Origin of the sequence: Nocardioides aromaticivorans, from assembly GCF_013408525.1 — a bacterium.
Taxonomy (GTDB): Bacteria; Actinomycetota; Actinomycetes; order Propionibacteriales; family Nocardioidaceae; genus Nocardioides; species Nocardioides aromaticivorans.
Genome location: NZ_JACBZM010000001.1, coordinates 3,530,980 through 3,555,184, shown reverse-complemented (window position 1 = coordinate 3,555,184; position 24,205 = coordinate 3,530,980). Strand labels below are relative to the sequence as shown.

At 70.8% G+C, this 24,205-nt stretch carries 25 protein-coding genes and 1 pseudogene; 14 read left to right on the top strand and 12 right to left on the bottom strand.

Annotated features, from left to right (window positions below):
* Positions 1-140: 140 nt before the first annotated feature.
* The 4 genes from BJ993_RS17010 to BJ993_RS16995 all read right to left on the bottom strand — a co-directional run bounded on the left by BJ993_RS17010 (position 141) and on the right by BJ993_RS16995 (position 5,245).
* On the bottom strand, positions 141-548 hold the full coding sequence (locus BJ993_RS17010; RefSeq protein ID WP_179650145.1) for a DUF6650 family protein: 408 nt from the start codon (positions 546-548) through the stop codon (positions 141-143).
* 6 nt (positions 549-554) lie between these two features.
* The gene (locus BJ993_RS17005; RefSeq protein ID WP_179650143.1) at positions 555-1,067 is read right to left on the bottom strand and encodes a hypothetical protein; all 513 of its coding nucleotides are present in this window, start codon (positions 1,065-1,067) and stop codon (positions 555-557) included.
* A gap of 143 nt (positions 1,068-1,210) precedes the next feature.
* Positions 1,211-4,849, bottom strand: a complete 3,639-nt coding sequence (locus BJ993_RS17000) for a hypothetical protein (RefSeq protein WP_179650142.1) — start codon at positions 4,847-4,849, stop codon at positions 1,211-1,213.
* A gap of 153 nt (positions 4,850-5,002) precedes the next feature.
* Complete coding sequence (locus BJ993_RS16995; protein WP_308645608.1) at positions 5,003-5,245, bottom strand: ATPase, T2SS/T4P/T4SS family; 243 nt, start codon at positions 5,243-5,245, stop codon at positions 5,003-5,005.
* Between the two features lie 8 nt (positions 5,246-5,253).
* On the opposite strand from BJ993_RS16995, the pseudogene BJ993_RS16990 reads away from it, so the two are divergent.
* From BJ993_RS16990 to BJ993_RS16970, 5 genes and pseudogenes are all read left to right on the top strand, one after another.
* Positions 5,254-5,486: pseudogene (locus BJ993_RS16990) on the top strand (recombinase family protein); the annotation flags it as partial.
* Between the two features lie 172 nt (positions 5,487-5,658).
* On the top strand, positions 5,659-6,075 hold the full coding sequence (locus BJ993_RS16985; protein ID WP_179650138.1) for a recombinase family protein: 417 nt from the start codon (positions 5,659-5,661) through the stop codon (positions 6,073-6,075).
* A 53-nt stretch (positions 6,076-6,128) separates the two neighbouring features.
* A complete protein-coding gene (locus BJ993_RS16980; protein WP_308645607.1) occupies positions 6,129-6,737 on the top strand; it encodes a hypothetical protein in 609 nt (202 codons plus the stop codon).
* Between the two features lie 113 nt (positions 6,738-6,850).
* Positions 6,851-7,354 (top strand): hypothetical protein, encoded by a 504-nt coding sequence (locus tag BJ993_RS16975; protein WP_179650134.1) that lies wholly within the window; start codon positions 6,851-6,853, stop codon positions 7,352-7,354.
* A gap of 675 nt (positions 7,355-8,029) precedes the next feature.
* Complete coding sequence (locus BJ993_RS16970; RefSeq protein WP_179650132.1) at positions 8,030-8,890, top strand: hypothetical protein; 861 nt, start codon at positions 8,030-8,032, stop codon at positions 8,888-8,890.
* A gap of 56 nt (positions 8,891-8,946) precedes the next feature.
* On the opposite strand, the gene BJ993_RS16965 is transcribed toward BJ993_RS16970, so the two are convergent.
* From BJ993_RS16965 to BJ993_RS16950, 4 genes are all read right to left on the bottom strand, one after another.
* Complete coding sequence (locus BJ993_RS16965) at positions 8,947-9,738, bottom strand: hypothetical protein (protein ID WP_179650130.1); 792 nt, start codon at positions 9,736-9,738, stop codon at positions 8,947-8,949.
* Positions 9,739-10,351: 613 nt separating this feature from the next.
* Positions 10,352-10,927: a DUF3618 domain-containing protein gene (locus BJ993_RS16960; protein ID WP_179650128.1), complete on the bottom strand. Its 576-nt coding sequence runs from the start codon at positions 10,925-10,927 to the stop codon at positions 10,352-10,354.
* Entirely contained in the window at positions 10,900-11,349 is a 450-nt protein-coding gene (locus BJ993_RS16955; RefSeq protein WP_051932507.1) for a phage holin family protein, read from the bottom strand. Before BJ993_RS16955 ends, BJ993_RS16960 begins: the two co-directional genes overlap by 28 nt.
* Positions 11,346-12,044 carry a hypothetical protein gene (locus BJ993_RS16950; RefSeq protein ID WP_179650126.1) on the bottom strand — a complete coding sequence of 233 codons (699 nt, stop codon included), beginning with the start codon at positions 12,042-12,044 and terminating at the stop codon, positions 11,346-11,348. The genes BJ993_RS16955 and BJ993_RS16950 overlap by 4 nt, the downstream gene beginning before the upstream one ends.
* Before the next feature lie 142 nt (positions 12,045-12,186).
* Here BJ993_RS16950 and BJ993_RS16945 point away from each other — a divergent pair, with 142 nt between their 5' ends.
* Positions 12,187-12,627 (top strand): Fur family transcriptional regulator, encoded by a 441-nt coding sequence (locus BJ993_RS16945; RefSeq protein WP_179650125.1) that lies wholly within the window; start codon positions 12,187-12,189, stop codon positions 12,625-12,627.
* A 77-nt stretch (positions 12,628-12,704) separates the two neighbouring features.
* Positions 12,705-13,493 (top strand): uracil-DNA glycosylase family protein, encoded by a 789-nt coding sequence (locus BJ993_RS16940; protein ID WP_179650123.1) that lies wholly within the window; start codon positions 12,705-12,707, stop codon positions 13,491-13,493.
* Positions 13,494-13,500: 7 nt separating this feature from the next.
* Here the strand turns inward: BJ993_RS16940 and BJ993_RS16935 are convergent, their stop codons facing one another.
* Positions 13,501-14,475, bottom strand: a complete 975-nt coding sequence (locus BJ993_RS16935) for an AraC family transcriptional regulator (RefSeq protein WP_308645606.1) — start codon at positions 14,473-14,475, stop codon at positions 13,501-13,503.
* 85 nt (positions 14,476-14,560) lie between these two features.
* Here BJ993_RS16935 and BJ993_RS16930 point away from each other — a divergent pair, with 85 nt between their 5' ends.
* The 7 genes from BJ993_RS16930 (at position 14,561) to BJ993_RS16900 (ending at position 22,428) form a co-directional block, all read left to right on the top strand.
* The gene (locus tag BJ993_RS16930; RefSeq protein ID WP_036548199.1) at positions 14,561-14,815 is read left to right on the top strand and encodes a DUF4242 domain-containing protein; all 255 of its coding nucleotides are present in this window, start codon (positions 14,561-14,563) and stop codon (positions 14,813-14,815) included.
* Between the two features lie 21 nt (positions 14,816-14,836).
* Complete coding sequence (locus BJ993_RS16925; protein WP_242530545.1) at positions 14,837-15,004, top strand: hypothetical protein; 168 nt, start codon at positions 14,837-14,839, stop codon at positions 15,002-15,004.
* Complete coding sequence (locus tag BJ993_RS16920) at positions 15,001-15,816, top strand: acyl-CoA thioester hydrolase/BAAT C-terminal domain-containing protein (RefSeq protein ID WP_179650119.1); 816 nt, start codon at positions 15,001-15,003, stop codon at positions 15,814-15,816. Before BJ993_RS16925 ends, BJ993_RS16920 begins: the two co-directional genes overlap by 4 nt.
* Before the next feature lie 66 nt (positions 15,817-15,882).
* Positions 15,883-18,717 (top strand): AfsR/SARP family transcriptional regulator, encoded by a 2,835-nt coding sequence (locus tag BJ993_RS16915; RefSeq protein ID WP_179650117.1) that lies wholly within the window; start codon positions 15,883-15,885, stop codon positions 18,715-18,717.
* A gap of 61 nt (positions 18,718-18,778) precedes the next feature.
* Positions 18,779-19,300 (top strand): GNAT family N-acetyltransferase, encoded by a 522-nt coding sequence (locus BJ993_RS16910; protein WP_036548191.1) that lies wholly within the window; start codon positions 18,779-18,781, stop codon positions 19,298-19,300.
* Positions 19,297-21,081, top strand: coding sequence for a hypothetical protein (locus tag BJ993_RS16905; RefSeq protein ID WP_179650115.1), 1,785 nt, complete (start codon positions 19,297-19,299; stop codon positions 21,079-21,081). Before BJ993_RS16910 ends, BJ993_RS16905 begins: the two co-directional genes overlap by 4 nt.
* A 33-nt stretch (positions 21,082-21,114) precedes the next feature.
* On the top strand, positions 21,115-22,428 hold the full coding sequence (locus BJ993_RS16900; RefSeq protein WP_179650113.1) for a hypothetical protein: 1,314 nt from the start codon (positions 21,115-21,117) through the stop codon (positions 22,426-22,428).
* A gap of 10 nt (positions 22,429-22,438) precedes the next feature.
* Here BJ993_RS16900 and BJ993_RS16895 read toward each other — a convergent pair whose 3' ends face one another.
* From BJ993_RS16895 to BJ993_RS16885, 3 genes are all read right to left on the bottom strand, one after another.
* Entirely contained in the window at positions 22,439-22,621 is a 183-nt protein-coding gene (locus BJ993_RS16895) for a YegP family protein (protein WP_036548590.1), read from the bottom strand.
* An 84-nt stretch (positions 22,622-22,705) separates the two neighbouring features.
* Positions 22,706-23,467: a M15 family metallopeptidase gene (locus BJ993_RS16890; protein ID WP_036548185.1), complete on the bottom strand. Its 762-nt coding sequence runs from the start codon at positions 23,465-23,467 to the stop codon at positions 22,706-22,708.
* A gap of 95 nt (positions 23,468-23,562) precedes the next feature.
* A complete protein-coding gene (locus tag BJ993_RS16885) occupies positions 23,563-24,204 on the bottom strand; it encodes a MazG nucleotide pyrophosphohydrolase domain-containing protein (RefSeq protein ID WP_373366953.1) in 642 nt (213 codons plus the stop codon).
* Position 24,205: the final 1 nt, after the last annotated feature.

Here is a 24,205-nt window from a genome sequence, read left to right as displayed (position 1 = left end):
CTGCCACCACGTTGCCGTGGGCGGCCCTCGGACCGCCGTGCGCTGGGCTCGAAACTTTGGGTTTCCGAGGCTGAGTCCCCTCCGACCGCGAGGCGGGCGGTTTGGTGGCCGCCCGCCGTCCGCCGTCCGCTCGGGAGAAATCACCGTCGAAAGTCGATGATTCCTTGAAGCTCCGGGGTGACGACCAGGTTGAACCTTTCGACGATGAGACCAACGCGCTGGGCGAAGACTTCCCGCAGGACGATCAGGTGGTAGCGAAACAACTCATCGTCGCGGCGGAATGCTTCCGACTTACGTCCTGCTGCGCTCACGAAGGTCGTACACGCCGCCTGGAGGTCCATCAGCGCGCGGAGCAGGAAGCCGCCTCCCCTGACCGTCAGCATCTCGTTCTCGAAGACCTTACGAAGGTCGTGAGCGGACTTCCGGCACTCCTCGTAGTCCTCGTCCATCACGCGATCACGAAGGAGGCGTCGGCGCTGCAAGAGGATCATTAGGCGCTCGGCGATATGCCGATTGTCTTGCAGGTACTGCGCATCTGAATCGTCCACGCAGGATCATCCCTCCAGTCGTCGCTGGATGGCAGCATCTACCTCTTCCGCCGCACACTGCAACCAGTCCGCTTGGGGATCGGCCGCTCGTCCGCGCGCTGCATCCGCGAGCTCGTCGCGCCGGCGCCGCCCGTTCGGCCCGGCCTTCGTCCCCACGAGGGCGCGCAGCACCGGGATGTCGGTCTCGTCCTGGGTGTCTCGGACCAAGGCTCCTACGTAGCCCGACAGATGCTGAAACTGGGTAATCGACATCTGGCGTCGAATCTCCGCGAGCAGGCCCAACTCGAACTCGAGCCGACGTTCACGCACGAGGTCCTTCTTCGTCTGCACCGATTGCCACGCGGCGTAACCGATGGCGAATGCGGCAAGGAGAGCACCGACAGCACCAGACCAGATGGCCACGTGGTCGAGCCAGTCCCGAGCGTCGTCCACCGGAACAGGCTTGGCGAGGGGAATGAGGTTCATCGGGTGCACAGGAACCATCCTGCCCGCATAGGTCGAGACATGGCGGTCCGTCATGCCGTACGGCTGCCGCAGCCCTTGGGGACCGCCTCCCCCGGGGGCGTGTGACACCGAAGCGCATAGCGTCCCGCGCCGTGTACGGGCATAGAGGTCGCGCAGCCGTAGGGCTGCCCTACAGTCGCGCAGCCCTAAGGGCTGCCCTACAGGTCCATGCCTTCCAGGAACCGTCTCGCTTCTTCGTCATTGCGGCGACCCTCATTGCGGTACGAGTCCGCAACTGAGCGGAGGGCTCCGGCGGTCCTGGGATGAGTCGCCTCGACTCGCTCCGCCCAGGTGTCGTACTGCTGTGCCAGGTCGTACTCCTGCTTGCCGCCATCGGTCATCCCGCGGGACGTGACGCCTCGCTTGTTGTGCAGGCCAATGATGAAGCCTCGCTCGAATCGATCGTTGGGCGCCGCCTCTAGGACGTTCCTAACAGCACGCGCAGGGAACGTCCCATCGCTCTCGCTTGGCGAATGGGCGAACACCTCGCCAATCTGCAGCTCACCGAGTTCGAGGTGGCCGGTCTCACTAAGGAGGGCGCGAACGTCGCGAAGCCAGGACTCCAACTTTTCCTGTTCCACAACCCCGTCATCGTTAGTGCCTGGCACCCTGCGCCATTCCCGCAGAAGCCGATAGGCGTTCGCGGCCAGTCCCGGGTCCACACGAGGCGGCTCCGATACGTCCCGCTGATCCGAAGGCCTGAACGCGTATTCGATGAGTTGAACGAAGGACGCCGGGTCCCGCGCCATAAGGCGTTGAAGAGACTTCGCCCGCGACTCGTCATGCAGCGCGGGGAGGAACTTCCACTCCAGTCGCGCCAGGACCGACTCATCGACATCATGCGCACGCAAGTAATCGAGGAGGGTCGTGAGGTCATGCTCAGAGACGCGGCCGACCTCGGGGTCTTCCGCGCTCCCGAACTCATTCAGTGCATCCACCACGACGTCTACCTCGACGGCATCGCGCCTCGCGTACAGACTTAGGGCGTCTACCGCCATTGCAGCCCTGCCATGTCGCAAGAGTTGTCTAGCCGTTTCACTCGCATGTGGGAAGTCGGCGCCTCGTCCATACGGCGCAAACTCGGCCCAATACGCGCTGTCCACCTCGTCGGGAAGGTTCGCAAGCATGGCCCAGGCGTCCTGGACGTCATCGAGGGTCAGAAGCAAACGGGCCTGAGCAACAGGCCGCCCGTCGAATCGTTCGACCCACTGGCGAACCATCGGTGCTTCTCGGCCGCCGCGGATACGCGCGAACCCGTCAGCGAACTGAACTAGCGACGTGTCCTCGCTATCCAGCAGGGACAGCGCCTCCATGTCGAACTCCCCTCCCGACCGGGCGAGCGCCGAACCCACCGCCCACGGAAGCTTTGCGGCCTGAGCCAGCGCCATCACGGCGGGGAACCCCTCCTCCGCGATGATCTGCGCTACTGCGCGTTGGCGCGCCAGGTCGACCTCCCTTTCACGGGCATCGAAGTCATCTCGAAGTGACGCGGCTAGGTCCGGGTGCCAGTCATCGAAGAGCCAGCGGTGCTGTTCGCTGGCGCGTGCGGGTCGTACGCGGTCGGCGATAGCGGCGAGGCTCGTGAGCCACTCCTCGGCGACGGACCAATCCGCATCCGGGAACTCGCGGTGGCGACGAATGAAGTCTTCGAGCGCGCTCCAGATCGCCCTGGACTCGTCCTCGGACAGACCCTCAGTGTTGAGGTTCTCGAGGTCAGCGATCGCCGCAATACGGCTCGCTTCGGGCAGCCGATCGAACTCGGTAATGACCTCAGTCCAACGGGCGGGCTCGGCCGCCGCGAGGCGGAGCACGCGCTCGGCAATCGCTTCGACCACCCCGAAGTACTCGCCGTACGTGACGGCGCGTTCACCTTCACCCGCCCAGTCGCGGAAACGAGGCTTGTGGGTGGGCATGCCCACGGCATGGTGCTCCGGCAGGAGCGAAAGCAGGAGTTTCCACGTCACGTCCTCATGGCGTTCGAGCAACGCGTCTAGTGTCGAGATTCGCGTCTCGGCGGGCGCGGACGTCTGTGGGAGCCAGGGACGGAATATCCCTTGCAAGCTACTTTCCGGTCGATTCGACAACTTGCCACCAGGGTCCAACTCGGCCAGCCGAGCCAGAATCTCCGTTGCGAAGCCCAGGTGGTGACTCGACCATGCGACGCACTCCAGAGCCCAGAGAAGTCCCGTGTGCGGACTGCTGACCTGCCATGAGTCGCTTTGATCCTGGAACAACTTCGCTAGCAGTGGGTCATCACCACTGACTGCTTCGGCGGCGAACCGTAGGAAGACGTCTGGTGCCGCCTCGGCGAGTAGCGGCAACACGTCCTCAATCGACGCCCACAGTTGGGCAGAGAGGTCTTCATTGGCCCGTCGTAGCAGGCTCCAGACCACCCTCTCCGCCCACTGGCGAGCCGACCGGCCGCCAGCGAGCCGAGCCTCGTCGCCGTGACTGCCTAGCAGGGCGATGGATCGCGCCAGACCCTTTCGAAGGTCCGTCGAATGAACGCGCACCTTCCCGTATATCTCGGCAGTCCAGCGCTCATCGGGAGGTAGGTCGAGGCTTGGGTCTACGGAGGCCAGCACCGTCTGCACTGCCCGTTCAAGTGCTTCAAGGTCCGCCTCGCGAATGGCATGCCGGGCTGTTCGCCAGGAGTCCTCGGGTGAAACCACAGCCCAGGTCGATCCCACTCGCGTGAAGAGAGGGTCCGGCTGACGGATCACGCTTTGGAGGCGCTCCTCAATGTCCTCGGGCAGACCGCCGGTGAGTGCTTCAAGCACCTCCACATCACCACTGCGTAGCTGGCTCCATGCACCAGCCAGCCATGCCCTGCGCACCAGGCGATCCGAGAGGTCGTTGGCCCACTCATCAGGGCCGGGCTGCCCCGACTTGGCAGACACACGCTGAAGAGCCAGGAGGCTCTTGTTGCCCGCCCTGACGTAGCGGCTCAAGTCCGCGTCGGGCACTCCGGCGTCCCGTAGGGCGGCCTCCAGCGTCAGATGGTCGAGCGGCGGAAGTTCGATGGTCGCGTCGCCCTCAGTAACCACGAACACGACGTGGTGGTTCGCGATCTGTTGTGCTTCGCGCTGCAAGTGCTCCTCGTACGGGAGGAGGATCAACAGTCGGGACGCGCTGTCCAAGCGCCGGAGCGTGATCCCGTCGTGAACAACGAGAGACCGGGAAAGCATCGGCTCTGCGCCGTCGGGCTCTTGGGCCAGCATCGTGCAGGCCGCGAAGGCTAGTCCGTCGTCAACACTCGCCGCCTTGATAAAGGTCTTCCCAACATCCGGCGAGAGACGACGCAACAGTTCCGCCGCTTCGTTCTCCCGGCCAGCGAGCACGACCGCCGGAGTCAACCGCGGGTCGAACCCTCCGGAGAATCCACGCCACCAGTCTTCGATGGTCACTGCCCCGAGAGCGGGCATGTCGAGGAGTTCGGACAGCCAGATACGAACTGCCGCCGCCTCCTCGAGCGCCTGCTCGATGTCATCTGCGTCGAGGACTCGGACGTCCTTCCACTTGCCCTCCTCGCGGCGCTTCTGTTCCCAGTCCTTCTTCTTGCGCCATCGCCGAGGCGTGACAAACACGAATGTGGTCGTGGCCATGTCGACCCCGAGCGGGTTCGCTGTTCGCGTCGTGTAGTCGTCCGTCGCCTTGCCCGCGGGGTCCTTGTCGACACCCATCTCCCAGACACTCAGACCCGCAGGAACGAAGGAGGTCGCCCGCGTCGCTTCAACAACTCCGTCGTATCCCGGGAGTCCGACGCCCTCGCCACCCCGCATCTCAACCCGCTGCACCTGATCGTTCTCATGACGTATCAGGCGACGCACCAGCCTGGGCAAGTCGGATTGCGCAGACCTTTGGTCGGCCCAACGCACCACATCGGTGCCGTCCGCGAGATGCGGAAGCCCGTTTCCACTGCCCATGTCCCTACGCCTCCTGGTCTGAGCCTAGGCGACGGCTGCGACAGCCCCCCGGCACGAGTTACGCTCTCCGGTGAGTCGGGGCAGCCCGGCATTGAGGGCGAGCAGCAGGTCGAGGCACTCCTCGGCCCGCACCTCTCCTACGATTAGTCGGCTCGGCCGCATGCGCAGCGACTCCTTGACCAGGTCGCGCAGCCGGACCTCGCCGGCGCCCTCCAGCCCCTCCTGCCGGGTCTGCAGGGCCACCCAGTCCGGGTGGTAGCAAGGCACGTATCTCTATGCAGAAGAACAGGGCGGCGATCTACACCCGCATCTCGCAGGACCGCACCGGCGCAGGCCTCGGCGTGGACCGCCAGGAGCAGGACTGTCGAGCGAAGGCAGAGGAGCTGGGCCTCGACGTCGTCGCGGTGTTCTCCGACAATGACACCTCGGCCTACAGGCCAAGGTCCGCCCCGGCTACCGGGACCTCCTCGAAGCCCTGAAAGACGGCGCCATCGACGCGGTCATCGTCTGGCACACTGACCGGCTCCACCGCCGGACGGCGGAGTTGGAGGACTACATCGCCGTGGCGGAGAAGGTGCCCACCCACTCAGTGATAGGGCGGCGTCCTCGACCTCTCGACTCCGGCCGGTCGGATGCAGGCGAAGGTGGCCGGCGCCGTCGCCCAGCACGAGGTGAAGCACATGATCGAGCGCGTCCACCGCAAGCACCAAGAGCTGCGGGAGAAGGGCCTACCCTCCGGAGGCGGTGGCCCGTTCGGCTTCAAGGTCGGCGGCATCGAACACGACGACGAGGAGGCGGCCCTGATCGTTGAGGCGACCGCCCGCATCCTGAACGGTGCCTCGCTGGCCTCGATCATCCGCGAGTGGAACGAGGCGGGCGTCAAGACGACCCGAGGAGGCAAGTGGCACTACTCCTCCTTCACGTCGATGATCCGGCGGTGGCGGAACGCGGGCATCCGCGAGCACAAGGGCGAGCCTGTCGGTCCGGCGGCCTGGGAGCCGATCGTGACCGAGGACGAACTGCGCAAGCCCCGCTCGGTCCTTGACAGCCGCAGCGCCGGACGAACAACGCGGGCGTCGGTAGGAAGCACTTGCTGAGCGGCGTCCTGACCTGCGCCAAGTGCGGCGGAAGGATGAGGTGGGGCAAGACGGTGACCCGTGCCGGAGTCCCTTACGAGCTCTACCAGTGCACCGGCGGCATCGCGTCGAAGTGCCGCGCCTCAATCCTGAAGGACATCGCCGAGGAGGTGGTGACCAACGTCGTGGCGACCCGCCTCGCCTTCCCGACCGACGACCTCCTGCAGGCCACCGCCGACGACCGCACCCGCCTCGACGCCCTGCACGCCAAGCGCGCCGAGCTGGACGAGGACGAGCGCCAGCTAGCGAAGTCCGGCCTGTCGATCTCGAACCGGATCAAGTTCACCGAGGAGATCGACGCCGCCCGCGCCGCGCTGGAGAAGGAGTCGGGCCGCCTGCTGCGCAGCGTCCACCTCGCCGACATGTTCTCCTCCCTCACAGTCGACAAGGTCGGCATGGAGGCGGTCGGCGGCTTCTCGATCCGGCTCGCGGCCGAGGACATCAAGGCCCGCCTGCTCGACCCGAACACGTCGCTCGAGAAGCGGCAGGCCGTCATCAAGGCCCTCGTCTCGGTGCAGGTGCTCCCCCACCCGAAGGGAGTCAGGCCGACGCAGGAGCTGGCACGCCAGCGCGTGGACATCACGCCGCTCAACGTGAGCACCGGCGAACCGCTCTACGGGTGACCAAGGTGGGGTTGCTACGTGACCCTGACTTCCACGATCTCCAGGCCACCTGATCACTAGGCCACGGCGCGGTAGCCCGCCGAGTCCAGGCATCCATCGACGTACGTCGGACCGTGGACGACATCGACGAGGACCGGCTGCTGATCGAGTTCGCGGCGCTGACGTGGGAGGCACTGGTCCAGTTCTCCATCGACCCCAGCTACGCCGCCGACATGGTCGAGGCCGCCAACGAGGTGGACGCCCGAACCTGCCCAGAGTGCGGCTGGACAGTCGCGAAGGCGCAGATGTTGCGCCTCCACGTCGGCAGCGCCACCTGCCTCAAGCGGCAGCACCCCGACGTCCCGAAGAAGCGGGGACGTCCGAAGCGGGACGTCCCGACGCCGCGACCGAAGAAGCCTGCTCCACAGCCGAAGGTGGCCGTCCCGCGGGCCCTGAGCACGCACTGCAAGAACGGCCACGAGTTCACGCCGAAGAACACCGGAACCAACCGCGGCTCGCGGATGTGCCTGACCTGCCGCAAGGCCTCATTCGCAGCGTTCTACGCACGTCGCGCCGAGAAGCTGAGGAAGGAGCGCGCCGAGGACGATGTAGTCTCCGTACAGAAGTCGAAGGCGTAGCCGTTGGCCCAGCACAGATCCCTTCCGGATAGCCCACGAAACGGGCGAGCCGTGAAGCACCGACGGGACATGGAGCGCCCGCGTCGGACCGGAGACGCGCTGAACAGACAGCCCCTCCCGGTGGAGCAAGATGCTTCCTCGACTCCAAGGCAGATGCCCGCGCTAGGTCCACCGGAGAACGGTGGCTCGGGGACCATCCGCAAGGGTGGCGGAGGTGCGAGACCTCCACGTCCAACGGCAGGCCTGCCCAACGACGCACCCGCCCAAGGCCCTATGGAATGGGTAAGGGCGGGTTACGTCCTGGGCAGGGAACAAGATCAACCTCTGATCCGCGCGAGGAGCCCGCGATGACCGACCCGACACCCGCCAGCCCAGGGGCGCGGATGGCGATGCGTCCACTGCGACACGATGATCCAGCCGAAGGACTCGACGGAGAAGCCCGCCGTGATCTGGCGCAGGCCGCGAGGCGGAGGCAAGCCCATCGGCTTCTGCCGCGAGTGCGGGAAGCCAGCACACAAGGTCGCCTGAAGTGCCGTACCAGTAGACGTCGGCGAGGTCTGGTCTCTGTCCTCTGTGTGCCACGCCGACCAGCCCCGGCCCGTGGGCGCTCCAACGACTTCGGGACGGGGCCTCTAACGTCTGAGAAAAGTCGGGACCGGTGCCTACGATCTGGGCATGCCGTGGGACCCCGACGAACAAGACCGCCTAGAAGAGCTGGAGCCTCTCCACTACGACGTGCCGCCGCACCTTCACGGCGAGCTCTGGAATTGGATCCGAGGAGTCATCGAGCCCGAGAGGTCCTACGGCATCAACGAGATGCTGAAGATCTTCAACGTCCTCCGAAAGACTCCACCTCCGACCTCCAACTCCAGTTTGGGCGTGAGGGCGGGTCAGTACAGGCAGTGGTTCGCGAACTACTGCATAACACCCGACGGCATGTTGAACACGATCCGCGCCATCTTGAAGCATCTCCCGTACGACCACCGTGCGAAGACTCTCGAAGAGATTCTGGTCCGCGGCAAGTCGGGCTACGCAGTGCGGATGGACCGCCGCGGCCTGGAGTTTCGCGTCCACCCGTCGGCGAGAGAGCAGGTCGAGCTCGCCATCAGCGCCTCACCCGAGGGCGCGTCGAAGCTCCTGACCAAGGCTTGGAACGCCGCCTACGGCATGGACCCACGCCCGGACGACGCTTGGAGCGACGCGTTCAAGGCGACTGAGGCAATCCTCCGACCAATCATCAGTCCGGAGGACGGCGACGCCAAGCTCGGCAAGATGATCGGCGACTACGACGCGAAGCCCGAGAAGTGGGGCTCCTGCATCACAGAGTCCAGGCCGACGTTCAACCCGGACCGGCACACCGAGCTGGACGGCCGGGAGACGGTCATGCAGCTGGCCCGAGCCATCTGCTACGGGCAGAAGGACCGACACGCCGCAGGCGAGTCAGCCAACTCGCTCGAGGAGGCCCGCGCCGCCGTGACGATGGCTGTCGCGATCGCGATGCTCTGCGACTCGGGAGCGCTCCGCAGGGTGGCGTAACCCACGACAGCCAACAAGGCCCCAGTTCCTCACCGAGCTGGGGCCTTCGCACGCCGTCAGCTCACCGGCACGGGAGCCGTGGGCTCGTCGCCGTCCTCGTCCTTCGACTTGGGCGCGTCGTCGGTCCGGAACTCGCGCATCGGCTTGCCGTCACCAGTGCCGGGAGCAACCTCGCCTTGCTCCTTGGTCACGGCAACGAACCGGCCGTCCTTGTTCTTGACGAACCGCATGGTCCCCGTACTGAGGCGCTTGCCACTGACGGCGCTACGGGCGACTCCCTCGTTGAGCCGCGCCAGCTGAGCTTGGAGGTCCCGCGAGATCCGGTCCTCGTCACCGGCGACCTGATCCTGCAGTTTGCGGAGCGCCTCTTGGAAGGACTCGCGCTGCGCAGCGGTGGCGGCCCGGGAGGCGTCGACCTTCTCAAGCCGCTCAACCTCCTTCTTCAACCGCTCGTCCCGCTCACGCAACGCGGTGCGCAGCTGAAGGACGGTCACCACGAGCGGCGACAGCAGAAGCGCTCCGGCGACGTTCATGCCGGTGGCCGCTGTGCCTTCCTTGACGCCGAGCTGGTCAGCAAGGCGGTCGGCGTAGATGATCGCCCCGGCCGCCAGCAGGAAGCCCAGGTAGCCCACGGGAAAGAGCCACCCAAGCCGCCGACGCAGGATGTCAACGCGGTCGAGTCCCTTGATCCGGCGCTCGTAGGCCTCCGTCGAGGCGACGTGGGCGGCCTCAAGGTTCCGGCGGGCGGGGCCCTCGGGCATCTCCTTGATGACCGCGGCCTCCTCCTTGATGTGGTTCAGCTGTCGCCGCTTGGGCGTGACGAGCAGGGCGGGGAGCACGGCGAACACGCCCGCCACGATGCCGACTGCAATCTGAATCACGCCCCGGACCCTACCCGGACAAGGGCGCACGAAGTGCCGAACCAGAGTGCATGACAGACACGGAGACCTGGTCGGAGACCGACTACAAGGGAGCCCACAAGAGGCTCAGCCGACACCGCGGCAAGGCGAAGGACAAGGCCTGCCTGAAGTGCGGCGAGCCAGCCCACCACTGGGCCCTCATGGAGAGGAAGGGCAGCCCGCACCTGCGCGAGGGCCTGACGAAGATGTACCTGCGACCGCGCCCCTACCTCCTGCGGTGGTCGAACAGCCCGGGTCGCGCTGCGGGTCGAGCCCCTCACGTCGTACGGCGGCGCGGAGCTCCTCGTCGAGACGCGCGACCACCTCGTCGGAGGCGGGCGCCGAGACCACCGGCGGCACGACGGACGGCTGCACGGGTGGCTGGACCAGGGCCATGGCGACTCACCCGAGATAGGACTGCTGTGGCTGCAGGAACGTTAGGCCACCAGCGCGTCCCGCGGTAGAGCCGCGTCACCGGTTGTGGACAACAGGTCCGGGCGCGCCGACGCCGCCCGCGGGAGAGACGGGCGGCGTCGGCTCGGGGAGTTGCTCGACGGGAGGGTCAGGTGCCGGGCGCCTCGCGGCGTACGTCCTCGGCAGCCGAGCGGCCCTCGTCCTTGAGGTGGTCGGCCGACTCCTGCGCGCTCGCCTTGACCTCCTGGGCCGCCTCCGTGGCGGACTCCTTCAGGTTCGAGGCCATCTCCTGGCCCGCGGCCTTCGCCTCGTCCATCAGCGGGGAGTCCTTGGCCGCCTCGGTGAGGCGACCCGCGAGCTCGGCCTCCTTGGGACTGGCCGGGATCAGCGCGGCGATCACCATGCCGGCGCCGAAGGCGACGAGGCCCGCACCGATGGGCGATCCCTCGGCGCGCCGCCCCACCGCCTGCACACCGGCCTGCGCCGTGTGCTGCACCGACTCGGCCGCGCCCTGGGCCGCACCCTGGGCGGATCCGGTGGCGTCGTGCGCCGTGCCCATGACGGACTCCTTCATCGACGACATCCGGCCGCGGAGGGCGCTCTTGCGGCGCTCCACGATGCGGTGCGGGCTCACCCGGTCGTAGAGCGCGTCCACGTCGCGGGAGAGGTCGTTGCGGGTGCTGTCGATCTGCGCGGTCATCCGTTCTTCAGTTGCCTGGCCCATGCCGCATCCTCCTTGAGGGTTTCCTGGGTGGTGGGAAGCGTGGGGTTCATCGACTTCAGCTCCTTGCGGCCGGAGGCCGCCATCACTGCCGCCGCGGCGCCCCACAGCGCCGCGACGATCAGCGCGGCCCACCCTGCGTGCATCCAGCTGTCGAGCAGGAACAGCAGGGCGAAGGAGGCGAACAGCAGGGCGAGATGACCGGCGACTCCGGCTCCGCCGAAGAGGCCGACCCCCTTGCCTGCCCTGGTTGCCTCGGTCTTGAGCTCCGTCTTCGCCAGCTCGACCTCCTGCTTCACCAGCGTGGTGAGGTCGGTGGCGATGTCGCCGACGAGCTCCCCGAGGGAGCGGCCGTCGGCCGTCTCGTGCGTGCCGGCCGGCCCGGTCGGGTCGGTGCCCGCCGGCCGGGTCCCCTGGGTGGTCACGGCGTGCTCCACCCGCTCGTGCCCGGGCTGGTCGGCGGCGGGGTGCCGGCCCCGACCTGCGGGGCCGAGCCGGTCAGGCCGGGCATCGGCGACGGCGGCGGGGGCGGCGGCGCGTCGGTGGTCGGCAGGGCCGCGGTCGCGGTCGCGTCCGGGAGGGGCGGCGTACCCACTCCGGTGCCGGTGCTGCCCGTGCTGCCGGTGCTGCTCTGGGCGTCCTTCGCCCCCCGCACCACGCGACCGGCGACGACGCCGGCGACGAGGGCGCCCAGCAGGAAGGTGCCGGGCTTGCGGCGCGCGAAGCCGCGCGCCTGGTCGAGGAGCTCGCCGGGCTCGCGGCCGCGCAGCTGGGAGCTGAACGCGGTCGCCTTGTCGCTGACCTCGCGCACCACGTCCTGGGCGAGGCCGCTGCCCGCGCCCTCGCCACGCGCCATCCGCTCGAGGTCGTCGGCGAAGCCCTGCAGGGTCGAGACCAGCGTCTCGAGCTGCGAGCGGCTCTGGCTCTCGACCTCGGAACGCGCCTGGTGGAGCAGGTCGCGGGCCTGCGCCTGGGCGTCGGCCGCGACGGCCCTGGCCTCGCCCTTCGCCTCCTCGCCGAGGTGCTTGCCCTCGGCTCCTGCGGTGGCGGCGGCCTGCTTGGCCTGCTCGGTCGTGCCGGTCCCGCTGTCGGTCCCGGCCCTGTAGTCATAGGTTGTCATCGCTCGTCCCTTCCGTGCGTAGGCCTGCCGAAGTACCCCTGCCCCCGCACGGGAGACGGCCAGCGGACACGCCGATCGGATTCCCCGGCCGTGGCGCGGCGTGTTCGTGACTCAGTCCAGATCAGCGGGGTACCGGCCCGCCATGACGGGAGCCGAGGCGCGGTTGCGGCGCGCCGGGGTGCGGGTCACCCCGCAGCGGCTCGCGGTGATGGCCGTGCTGGAGCGCGCCCGCGGCGAGGGAGCCCACCTGCTGGCGACCGAGGTCGCCGACCGGAGCCGCGAGATCCTCGGTCGCGTCGCGACACAGACCGTCTACGACTGCCTCGACGCGCTGGTCGCCGCCGGGTTGGTACGGCGGGTCGCGCTCCCCGAGGGCCCGGTCCGCTTCGAGTCCACGTCCGGGCCCGACCACCACCACCTGTTCTGCACCGGCTGCGGCCGGATCATGAACCTCCCCGGTCCCCAGGCGTCCGCCCACCCCGACCTCATCGAGCGCTCCGGCTTCGACGTCGGCTACGCGGAGACGGTGCACGTCGGGCGCTGCCGGGTCTGCCGGCAGCAGCCCGGCCGCCCCTCCGCATGACCAGAACGGGCCATGGTGGGCTCCCCCACGATCCGCTGCACTGGAGGTCTCGACCACCTCACCCCCCGGGGGCCACCATGATCAGCGATCCCTTCGACTCCGGTCCGACCGGCGCGTTCAAGACCCTGTGCCGCACCTACCCGGACGACACCGTCTTCAAGGGCAGCGACGGCTTTCGCTCCCTGTGGGGACCGATCTTCTACCGCGGCCGCGCCAACGGCACCGCCCGGCTCCTCGTCGTCGGCCAGGACCCCGCCCAGACCGAGGCCGTCACCCGGCGGATCCTCTCGGGCCAGGCCGGCCGGCGCGTCCAGGGCTTCGTCGAGAAGCTCGGCTACACGAGGCGCTACCTGATGATCAACGCCTTCCTCTACGGCATCTCCAACCAGTCGCAGGCGCTGCCCCACCTGCACGACCCCGAGATCGAGGCCTACCGCAACCAGTGGTTCGAGGCCGCCTTCGCGCCCGGGAGGATCGAGGCGGTCGTCACCTTCGGCACCCCGGCCTTCGACGCGTGGACGGCCTTCACGGCCACGCCCGCCGGACAGGCCGTGCTGCCCACGATCACCTTCCACAAGGCGCTGCACCCGACGGCCGACAAGCCGGGCGGCCCGATCAGCCGCAAGGACCTGCTCGACAACTGGAACATCGCGCTGCAGAGCCTCCACGCCGGCATCCAGGACCCGGACGTGGCCACGCCGCTCGTCCCCTACGGCGCCGACTTCACCCCCGACGAGCTCCCGGAGATCCCCAGCCGGGACCTGCCCTTCGGCATCCCGGCGTGGATGCGCAGCACCGACTTCTGGGCCACCATGGCGGCCACGCCGGGCAACCAGCGCGCCAACGTCACGATCGAGGTGCCCTGACGGGTCGTCAGCCCCGTCCCCCGGTACGCCGCCACGCGCCGGGCGCGACCCCGTGCTTCCGCTTGAACGCACGGCTGAACGCCTCCTCGGAGTCGTAGCCGACCCGGTGGGCGATCGCGGCCACGCCGAGGTCGGAGGAGGCCAGCAGGTCCTGGGCCCGGTGCATCCGCCAGCCGGTGAGGTAGCGGATCGGCGGGAGCCCCAGCACGGCCCGGAAGCGCTCGTCGAGCAGGGACGGCGACACCCCGGCGACGGACGCGAGCTCCGCCACCGTCCACTTGCGGGCCGGGTCGCGGTGGATCTGCGCCAGCGCCGGCGCCAGCACGGGATCGCGCAGCGCCCGGATGAACCCGAGCTCGTCGGCGGGCGCCTGCGCCAGGTGGATGCGCAGCACCTCGGTGAACAGCAGCTCCACCAGCTCGGCCGGGGTGGCGGCGAGGTCGGGGGCGACCAGGGCTGTCCGCGCGAGGGCGTAGTCGATGCTCGCCCGCACCCACTGCGCCGCGGGCCCGCTCGGCGTCACGACGAGCACGGGCGGGAAGGCTCGCAGGTCGGGGTCGAACAGCGGCGCCTCGGACGTCAGGTAGCCGCACACGACGTGCGTCAGCGCTCCCCCGCTGCCGTGCTCGATGACGGGCATCGAGGCCCACGGCGGCGGGGTCACCAGCGTCATCGCGTCCACCACCTCGGCGTCCTGTGTCCCGCCCATCCGGTGGCTGTCGCCGTACGGGAGGACGATCAGGTCACCCGCGTCGGCCCAGTGCCGGACACCGTCGACCTCGATCCAGCAGCGGCCCGCAGCCACGAGGTGGAAGGGCACGATCCGCCGCGCGTGCGGCGCGAGCAGGCGCGCGAGGTCCTGGGTCGGCGCGGACTGGAACGCCCAACCCTCGGTGTACTCGGCTCGCAGGAAGATCGCACCCTGGATGTGCAGGTGGGCCAGCGCGTCGTCGAGCGCCGCGCTGGGGTCGCGATCATCCACGGCGGCCGCACGGTCATTCCCCCCGGGGGACCCTGCCACGAACCTGAGTGTGGCAGAGGAATCACCACCCGACAGGAGAACGACGATGCCCCTCTTCATGGATGTCCACGAGACGATGCCCGAAGGCGCCACCGCGGCCGATGTCGCCGGCGCCCACGCCGAGGACCTCAAGGTCCAGGAGCAGTACGGCGTCCACTACCGCAGCTACTGGGTCGACGAGACCAACGGCAAGATCTTCTGCCTGGTCGACGCCCCCGACGCGGAGACCGCCGCGCGGGTGCACCGGGAGGCGCACGGTCTGGAGGCCGATCACATCTTCCCGGTGGTCGAGGGCGTCTGAGCGGCACTGCATGATGGAGGCGTGAGCCCCGCCCGCGCCGCCCTCGACCGCTGGATCGTGTCCGGCGGGCACTGGGACGTGGTCGCCGAGTCCGGCGACCACGTCACCGTCGCGCTGTGCACCTGCGACGGCGGGCAGGAGATGGACCGCGTCGTCCTGCAGCGTGACGAGGTCCCCGAAGCCGGATGAGCGTGCGGGAGGAGCCGACCACCGGGATCGAAGGCGTGCGCTGCGTGCCGGCCACCCCGACCGGCACCGGTGCGCTCGTGCTCGGCGGTTCGAGCGGGCGGATCGACGCGCCGCGGGCCCGGCTGCTCGCCGACGAGGGCGTGCTCGCGGAGTCGGTGCGCTGGTTCGGCGGCCCGGGCCAGCACGACGGGCCGTGGGAGGTCCCGCTGGAGACCTTCCTCGCCCGGGTCGCCGACCTGCGCCGCGACTGCGACCGGGTGCTCGTGCTCGGCACCTCCTTCGGGGCCGAGGCGGCGCTGCTGACGGGCTGCTCCTCCGACGACGTCGACGCCGTGGTGGCCTTCGCCCCGAGCGACCTGGTCTGGGCGGGGGTGACCGGTGAGGGCCGGGTGACGTCGCACTGGACCCGCGACGGCGAGCCGCTGCCGTTCGTCCCGTTCGACGACACCTGGCGGGCCGACACCGACCCTCCGTCGTACGACGGCCTCTACCGTCGTTCCCGCGCGCGCTTCGCCGACCGGGTGCCCGGCGCCACCATCCCGGTCGAGCGGATCACCGAGCTGCTGCTGGTCGCCGGTGGTGACGACCGCGTCTGGCCGGCCGAGGAGCACGCGCGCCGCATCGTCGCGCGGCGCGCGTCCCACGGCCTCCCGACCTCCCTCGTCTCCGACCCGGCGGCCGGCCACCGGGCGATCCTGCCGGGCGAGCCGGTCGTCACCGCGGGGATGCGGATGCAGCGTGGCGGCATGGAGGAGGCCGACCGGCGGCTCGGGAGCGCGGCCTGGACCGCGATCAAGGCCCTGCTTCGGTAAACGCCCTGCGCCGCCACCGGTCCGCCCTTAACCTTTCCCGGTGTCCGGCGGCAGGAGGGTGAGCAGGTGAGCGACGTCCCGCTCCGGCTGCTCGGCCCCCTCGAGGTCATCGACGCCTCCGGCGCGGCCGTCGACATCGGCTCACCGCGGCACCGCGAGACCCTGGCCGCGCTCGCGGTCGACGCCGGACGCGTCGTCTCCACGGACATGCTGCTCGACCGGGTGTGGGGCGAGAACGGCCGCGGCGGGACGCTCGCCAACCTCCAGGCCGTGATCTCCCGCCTGCGCGCGCGGTTGCGCGACGCCGGCGTCCCGGCCGAGATCGTCACCGCACCTCCCGGCTACCGGCTGGAGCTCGCGCCCGACGCGATGGACGCCCACCACCTGGCGTCCGGCGTCGAGGAGGCCCGTACGGCGCTGGCGTCCGGCGACGTCGGAGGGGCCCAGCAGCACCTCGGCGCCGCGCTCGACTGGTGGCGAGGAGAGCCGCTGGCCGACGTACCCCAGATGTTCGCGCGCGCCGAGGCGCTGCGGCTGGAGGGGATCCGGCTCACCGGTGAGGAGCTCGCCGCCGAGCTGGACCTGCGGGCCGGCGACGCGGCCGCCGCCGTCACCCGGCTGCAGGACCTCTCCGTCCAGCACCCGCTGCGCGAGTCGGTGCGCGGCCAGCTGATGCGCGCCCTCTACCTCGCCGGCCGACAGGCCGACGCGCTCCAGGAGTACGCCGACCTCCGCACCCGCCTCGTCGAGGAGCTCGGGGTCGACCCCGGCCCGGCGGTGCAGCGGCTGCACCAGCAGATCCTCGAGCAGGACCCGGCGCTGCGCCCGGCCCACCCGCCGGCCCCCTGTCCGGACGCGCGACCCGACCCGCGACCCTCCGAGCACCGGCCCAGCCGGATCCCGTCGACCGACCTGCTCGGCGACCTCGTGGGGCGCGACCGCGACATCGACTACCTGCTCGAGCTGCTCCGCTCCCCCACCTCGCGCCTGGTCACGGTCACCGGGGTCGGCGGCTGCGGCAAGACGCGGGTCGCCCTCGCGGTCGCGCGGGCGGCCGAGGACCACTTCGGCGACGGGGTCACGCTGGTGCCGCTGGCTCCGCTGCGCGACCCGACGGCCGTGATCCCGGCCATCGCCCACGCGGTCGGGGTCGCGGAGGGCGGTGACCCGTTCGCTGCCCTCCTCGAGCTGCTGCGCGACCGCGAGCAGCTGCTGCTGCTCGACAACGCCGAGCACCTCGTCGACGCGTGGCCGGAGGTCGCCACCCTGGCCGCTGCCTGTCCGGGACTGCGGATCCTCGTCACCAGCCGGATCCCGCTGCGCGTGCGCGGCGAGGTCCTCTACCCGCTGAGCCCGCTCGACCAGCAGGCCGCCGCGCACCTGTTCGTGACGCGTGCCTCGACGGTCGCCCCCACCGCGGCGCCGCTGCCGGACGACCCGGCCGTGGTCCAGCTCTGCCAGCGGCTGGCCGGCATCCCGCTGGCCATCGAGCTCGCAGCGGCACGTGTGCGCCTGCTCAGGCCCGCCGACATCGTGGCCCGCCTCGACCACGTGATGGCGGCGGAGGGCGCGCGGGACCTGCCGCCGCGCCAGCGCACCATGCGGGCGGCCATCGACTGGAGCTTCGAGCTGCTGTCACCCGCCGAGCAGGCCGCCTTCCCCCGGCTGGCGGTCTTCGTCGGCGGCTTCGACCTCGACGCCGCCGCAGCGGTGCTGGCCGACCTCGACGGCGACGCGCTCGCACTCGTCGACGCGCTGGTCGAGCAGTCGCTGGTCGTCGCCGAGCCGCTCGGCGACAGCGGCCCTCGCTTCCGGCTGCTGGAGCCGGTCGCGCAGTACGCCCTCACCCGCCTCCCCGCCGCCGACGAGCGCCTCGCGCGCGACGCCCACCTGCGCCACTTCACCGGCCTGGCCGCCCACTACGAGCCGTCACTGCGCGGGCCGGGCACGGTCGAGACCCTGACCGGCATCGAGCGCGAGCACGCCAACATGGTCGCCGCGATCGAGTGGTCGCTCGCCTCGGGCCAGCCCGACGAGGGCGGCTGGCTGGGCTGGCACCTGTGGCTGTTCTGGTGGGTGCGCGGCACCCTGCGCGAGGGCCGCCGCCTGATGGCCGCCGTGCTGGCCGACGCGACCGACGACCGGGTGCGCGTGCGCTCCGGCGCCGTCGCGGCGGCGCTCGCCTTCGCCCAGGGCGACCTCGACTTCGCCCGCGAGCACTGGCGGATCGCCTCCGACCTCGCCCGCCGCACCGGCGACGCCGAGGGCCTGCCCTACGCCTACGGCGGCATCGGCCTGGTCGCGCTCGCCGAGGACGACCTCGACACGGCCGTCGCCGTGTTCACCGAGACCATCGGCCTCACCGAGGTGGCGGGCCTGGGCGGCGAGTGGCTCTGGACGCTCTCCCACGTGTGGCTCGGCACCGTCGAGCTGTTGCGGGGCGACCCGTCCCGGGCCGCTGCGCTCGTCGACGACGCCCTCGCCGCCGGCCGTCGCCGCCACGACCCGCTGGCCGTCTACATCGCGCTGTTCACCGCGATCCAGGTGTCCGTCGTCCGCGGCGACTTCGAGCGCGCCCGCGCCCAGATCGCCGAGGGGGTCGCCCTCAGCCAGGAGACGGGCGACCACGCCAACCTCGCCTACCTGCTCGAGGCGCTCGCCGTGGTCGAGTCGCTCGACGGGGCGGGCGACCTCGCCCGGGTCGGGGTCCTGCGCGGCGCGGCCGCGGAGCTGCGCGCCGGTGCCGGCGGCAACGTCTACGGCTACTACCGGCCCGACGAGGCGCTGATCGAGCAGGCCTCCGCCACCGCGCGGGCGAGCCGCGGGCCGTCGTACGACGACGACGTGGCCTCGGGCCGGACGCTGACGGTCGAGGAGATGGCAGCGCTCGCAGGCGCCTGACAAGCGACGCCCCAAGCCGACGGCAAGGGCACCGCAAGCGGTGGTGGACAGGCTGCGTGCCATGACCACCGAACCCACCCCCTGGCTCCCCGACGGCTGGGCACACCCCACCCGGGTCGCGGTGACCGACGGCCACCACCTCCGGCCGATGGGTCCCGACGACGTCGACCTCGACCTCCCCGCCGTGCGCGGCTCGCGCGACCGGCTGTGGAGCATCTACGGCCAGGCGTGGGGGTGGCCGCCGGTGCACCTGTCCCGCGAGGCCGACATCGACGACCTCGCCCACCACGCCGCCGAGATCGAGGCGCACGAGTCCTTCCTCTACGGCCTCTTCGACGCCGACGAGAGCGTCCTGCTCGGCTGCCTGTACGTCGACCCGCCGGCCAAGGTCGGCGCCGACGCCGAGATCTCGTGGTGGGTCGTCGACGCGCTGCTCGGCTCCGACCTCGAGGCCGCGCTCGACGCATTCGTGCCGCGCTGGATCGCCGCCGAGTGGCCGCTCGCCCAGCCGCGCTATGTCGGCCGCGACCTCTCGTGGGCGGCGTGGCTGGCGCTGCCCGACCTCGTGGAGGAGCGCGCATGAGCCCCCGCGCCCTGCTCCGGATCACCGGCGGCGTCCTCGCCGCCGGCCTCGGCCTCTTCCCCCTCACCTTCGCCGCGCCGGCGCACGCCGGCCAGGTCAACGTCACCATCGGCATCCAAGGCTCCGGTTTCGTCCGGGTCGTCGAGGGATCCCTCGAGGACGGCGGGTCCGAGACCTGCGACCAGAGCCAGAACCTCGACCACCGCGTCGTGCTGACCTGCGACCGGGTCCGCAACGAGGAGCCGTTCGAGGCGTGGGTGTGGCTGCGTCCCTCGGTCGCCTACTCCCCGCCGTACTGGGACTTCGTGGAGTGGCAGGGCTGCGACCAGCTCCGCGAGCGCAGCGGCGTCAAGGAGTGCGGCGTCGGGTCGACGGCGTTCGGGACGAGCGGAAAGTTCCCGGTCGCCGTCTTCCGCGACACGAAGGCACCGGTCGTCAGCAACCTGCAGGTCGCCCAGGTGCCGCTCCGCCAGGGCGGCTTCCGGATCACCTGGAGCCACGAGGGCGCGACCCGCAACGAGTGCCGCATCGACAGCGCTCCCTGGGCCACGTGCACGACGCCCACCGACGTCGTCCTCCCCGAGGGCTCGCGCAACATCGAGGTCCGCGCGGAGGACGCCTCCGGCAACCTCAGCGAGGTGCGCCGGGTGGACTTCCGCTCGGTCGACACGAACCTCTACGGCAAGCCGCGCGAGCTCGTGAACAGCCGCACCGCCCAGTTCTGGTTCTCGACGCTCGCCGGCAATGCCTACGACTGCGCGCTCGACGGCGTCGACGTCGCCTGCACCAACGAGGGCAACGTCCGCTTCGACAACCTCGGCGAGGGCACGCACGTGTTCACCGTCGGCGCCCGCTACGGCGCCTGGTACGACCCGGTTCCGGCACGCTGGGCGTGGAGCATCGACACGACCGCCCCCGACACGACCATCGACGGCGGCCCCGCCGAGGGCTCGCGCACCAACGCCACCGGCGCCGACTTCTTCCTCACCACGCCGGGCTCGGCCGTCAGCATCGCGTGCACCCTGGACGGCGCTCCGCTCACCTGCCGGCACGGCGCGCTCGCGCTGCGCGACCTGCCGCCGGGCGACCACGTCCTGACGGCCGCCGGCACCGACGCCGCCGGCAACACCGACGCCTCCCCCGCGGTCCGCCGCTGGAGCGTCGACCTGGCCGCGCCGGACACCACGATCACCGGCGGCCCCGCCCACGGCTCGATCGCACCGTCGACGAAGGCCGCGTTCACGCTCGGGGCCAGCGAGCCGGGCGTCCAGCTCACCTGCGCGGTCGACGGCACCACGCGACCCTGCGGGCCCGGGGCGCTCTCCCTGTCCGGACTCGTCCCGGGCACCCACGAGCTGCGTGCCCAGGCCTCCGACGCGGCCGGCAACACCGACCCGACGGCGGCCGTGCGCACGTGGACCGTCCCGGTGCCCGCCCGCTCCCTCGTGCGCTCGACCGGCTGGAGCCTCGCGGCCCTGCCCTCGGCGTATGACGGCCGGGCGCTCACGACGACGAGGAGGAACGCGTCGGCGTCGTACTCCGTCCGGGGAGCGCGCAGGCTCGCCCTCGTCGTCGGCGGCGGCACCACCCACGGCACCGTCCGGGTCTACGCCGGCAGCCGCCTGCTGAAGACGATCTCGTTGCGGACCAGCCGGACCGTCAGCAAGCGGGTGGTCCCGGTCACGACCTTCAGCGCCGCCTGGACCGGCAAGGTCCGCGTCGTCGTCGCGACCTCGGGACGCACCGTCCGGCTCGAGGGCATCGCCGCCCCGACCCGCTGACTCGCCACCGAATCCCCCATAGGAAGGAAAGCCATGCGCATCCGCAGGATCGCCGCCCTCTCCGCGGCACTGCTCACCACCGGCCTGGTCGCCGTCGCGCCGACCCTCGCCGGCTCCGCCTCCGCCGCCACGGGCGAGTGGCAGGACGGCGTCACGTCGTCCGACACCATCATCAACTGCGTCACCCAGAGCCCCAGCGTCGGCGTCAGCGCCAACACCGGCTGGCGCTCGACCAACGGCGAGGTGCCGGAGGTGGGTGAGAAGTTCTACCTCCGCGGCTACATCTCGCTCGTCGGCCTGCCGTGCAGCGGCAAGGTCGCCACGGTCCCGGAGATCCTGCCGCCGGCGGGCTTCAGCTATCCCGACGAGCCGGTCCTGTGGGGCGTCAACACCCTCGGCGAGCCGGGCGAGCTGACCGATGCGCCCCTCGACATCTTCAACGGCGTCAACGGAGGCATCGTGCTGACCAAGCCGGGCGACGAGCCGTTCGTGCTGCAGCGCGGGCAGGTCCTGGAGTTCCAGTTCCCGGTCGTCGCGACCCGCGAGTTCAAGGGCACGGCCACCCAGGCCCCCACCTGCCTCTCCCGGCGCGACGGTACGGCGCCCTGCCCGCCCTCGCAGTCGGGCGACCACCTCCAGATCGCCTTCGCGGTCGGCGGCCACGGCGGCGACAAGCAGTACGTCACGCCGTACGTCCCGATCTTCGCCGCGAAGGCCGGCACCTCCGGCGACACCACCGCACCGGACACCACCCTCAGCGGAGGTCCGGCCAACGGTGCGATCGTCCCCTCGACCTCGGCGGCGTTCACCCTCGGCTCCACCGAGGCGGGCTCGCGGTTCGCGTGCACCCTCGACAGCAAGGGCCGCGCCTGCGCGGCGGGCAAGCACACGGTGACCGGTCTGGCGCCGGGCACCCACGTCTTCCGCGCGACCGCGACCGACGCCGCCGGCAACGCCGACCCGACGGCGGCGACCCGCACCTGGACCGTCCCGGTCCCGGCGCGCTCGCTCTCCCGCTCGGCCGGCTGGTCGCTGCTCTCGGCGCCCAGCGCGTACGGCGGCAAGGTGCTCGCGACCTCGCGACGCAACGCCTCGACGTCGTACCCGGTCCGGGGCGCGCGGCGCCTCGCCCTGGTCGCCAGCGGCGGCACCACGCACGGGACGGTCCGGGTCTACGCCGGCAGCCGCCTGCTGAAGACGATCTCGCTGAAAACGACTCGCAACGTGACGAAGCGGGTCATCCCGGTGACCAGCTTCAGCAGCGCGTGGACCGGCACGGTGAAGGTCGTCGTGGCCACCACCGGCCGGACCGTGCGGATCGAGGGCATCGCCGCCCCGACCCGCTGACGCACGCCTCTCAGTCGGTCAGGTCGACGACCGTCGCGCCGTCGGCCGCCCGCTGCACGGCCTCGGTGCCCGCGATGGCGGCGGCCTTCGTCTCGTAGTCCTCGCCGACGGCGACGACCTGACCGTTGGAGGCCTTCAACCGGAAACGGAACTTCCCGGCCTTGTCCTCGTACACCTCGAACTTGCCTGCCATCGCCACTCCCACCGTTGCGTCGTCCCCGCCCGATGCGCGGACCTGCGCTGAAAGTAGTGGTGGGCCGACCTCCTGCGGAAGGGGTCAGATCCCGCAGCTCGGCGCGCGCCAGAACTTCGTGGACTGGATGCCGAGGTGGATGTGGTCGTTGTGGTCCGGGTAGCCGGGGCCGAGCAGCTCACGGAAGGCGACGTAGCGCGCGGCCAGCGCGATCCCGCACATCGTGGTCGCCGAGCTGCCCGGCACGAGGTCGATCGCCCGGCCGTAGAGGTGGTTGCTGTTGGTCGCGCCCCCGACCCGCCGGTTGCACTCGGCGCTGCGGTAGGCCGACGTGACCCGCAGCGGGTTGTCGCCGAGCCGGTGCCGCAGGGCCTCGGCCCGCCACATCACCTGGATCAGGTTGGCCTTCACCTGGGCGACCGTCGTCCCCGACACCGGCGTCGGGAACCCGCCGAAGCACACGTCGTCGACCTCGCTCCACGCGAAGTGGACCGGCGTGCAGTCGGCGTCCTGGAGGGCGTAGATCCTGCTGAACGTCTGCGAGCCCGCGATGCCGTCGGCCGTGAGCCCGTACGCCGCCTGGAAGTTCCGCACCGCCGTGGTCGTCGCCGGCCCGTACTGCCCGTCGACGGCGAAGCCACGGTCGTAGCCGGCCCAGCCGGCGACGCGGATCTGCAGCTGGGTCACGTCGCTGCCGGACGTGCCCTCGCGCAGGGTCCGGCCCCACGTGTAGCACTCGTCCGCGTGCGCGGGTGCGGTCGCGGTGACCACCAGGCCCGCGGGGAGGAGGGAGAGGAGAAGGGCGGCCACGAGGGTGGCGGGCCAAGACCTGCGGGTACGACGCATGGGAGCCTCCGGATGCCGAGTCATCGGCCGCGGTCGCGGCCACCGGCAGTCTCGCCCTCGGCACCGGGTCCGGAAACCCCCTCGGCCGGGATTCGTCAGAGACGCTCGCGCACCGCGTCGCGCAGCGCCTGCTCCGGATCCACGCCGGCCGCGCGGGCCTCGGCGACGAGGGCCAGGAGCCGCTCGCCGACGGCGGCGTCCGCATCGGCGGGGTCGGCCACCAGGTCGGCCGGGGTGCCGGCCCGCTCGAGGCGGTCGAGCACCTTGTCGGCGTACAGGAGGGCGGGGAGGGCGGACGGGATGCCGTCGTCGACGGGGCGGTCGGCCTTCTCGCGGGCCTTGACCTGCTGCCACAGGTCGTTGACGGCGGCGGCGTCGAGGTCGTCGGCGGCCGGGTCGTCGGCGAGGTCACCGAAGACGTGCGGGTTGCGGCGCACCATCTTGGCGGTGATGCCGCGGGCGACGTCGTCGAGGTCGAAGTCGCCCCGCTCCTCCGCCACGACGGCGTGGAAGACGACCTGCAGCAACAGGTCGCCGAGCTCCTCCGCGAGGTGGGACCAGTCCCCCGACACCTCACCGGCGTCGATGGCGTCGACCGCCTCGTAGGTCTCCTCCAGCAGGTAGCGCACGAGCGACCGGTGGGTCTGCTCCCGCTTCCACGGGCACTCCGCGCGCAGCCGCCGCATCACGGCGACGAACTCGTCGACCGCGGGCTCCGGCTGGGCGGGGGCCGCCACG